A 527-nucleotide genomic window follows, 5' to 3' on the forward strand; every position below is an offset into this window, starting at 1 on the left:
TTCAGGTAGAAGGTCTGAAAAAGAATTTAATTCAGTTAGAGAGCAAAATTTCCGAAGCCAAAACCAAGAAAGAAATGCTCAAAGCCCGAATTACCGCAGCCAAAGCCCAAGAACAATTGGGAAATATAGAGAGCGGAATGAGTACCAGCAGCGCCATGTCCGCTTTTGAGCGCATGGAACAAAAAGTATTAATCCAAGAATCTCGCGCTCAGTCTACCGCAGAATTGATAGGTTCAGATTTAGAAAGCCAATTTGCAAAATTGAAATCTGGTAGTGATATTGATGATGAATTAGCGAAGTTGAAAGCAGAACTAAAACGACTAAACCCAGAACAACCAACCAGTAAAGCTAAACCATTAGCTATTTTAGAACAAGAATTAACAAGACCCGAAATCACTCATAATATTACTACTCCAAACACATCATCAGATGTAAAAAATCCCACAATACCTCAAGAAAAACCCATTTGTAAAGATACTCCAAGATCAACGGTTAATCATTCCCCGGAGCTTGTTAAACCGGAAAAA

1 protein-coding gene is annotated in these 527 nt (G+C 38.3%); it reads left to right on the forward strand.

The window, feature by feature from the left end; genetic code table 11:
* Positions 1-527: PspA/IM30 family protein (locus tag FFO06_RS22215; RefSeq protein ID WP_236097206.1), on the forward strand; the 527-nt coding region annotated here is incomplete at both ends.

The organism is Dolichospermum planctonicum (assembly GCF_005402965.1).
GTDB lineage: Bacteria > Cyanobacteriota > Cyanobacteriia > Cyanobacteriales > Nostocaceae > Dolichospermum > Dolichospermum planctonicum.